The sequence below is a fragment of the Rhodococcus sp. IEGM 1409 genome (genome assembly GCF_030056735.1).
Classification (GTDB): domain Bacteria; phylum Actinomycetota; class Actinomycetes; order Mycobacteriales; family Mycobacteriaceae; genus Rhodococcus_F.
The window spans coordinates 1-208 of the sequence record NZ_JASHKN010000056.1 but is presented as its reverse complement, the minus strand read 5'-3'; the positions used below and the strand labels follow the sequence as shown (position 1 = coordinate 208).

Genomic DNA, 208 nt, shown 5'->3' with positions numbered 1-208 from the left:
TAAGGTGGTCAACGCAAAGTCGGTAGTTGCCGTCTACTACGACATCACGGCCGTGATCGCAGCCGTCCTGGGTTGCGCGGTGTTGACCGGCGGGGGAGGACTGCTCTTCGCGGCCAGGCCTCGCCCGGCCGACAGGGTGATGGTGGTCGGCTTGGGCGGAGTGGGGATGGCCTCAATCCTGTCGGCGCGCGCACTCGGGGTCGAGAAC

General features: G+C 66.8%; 1 pseudogene. It reads left to right on the top strand.

What is annotated here, in order from left to right:
- Window positions 1–208, top strand: a pseudogene (locus QM716_RS29225) (alcohol dehydrogenase); the annotation flags it as partial.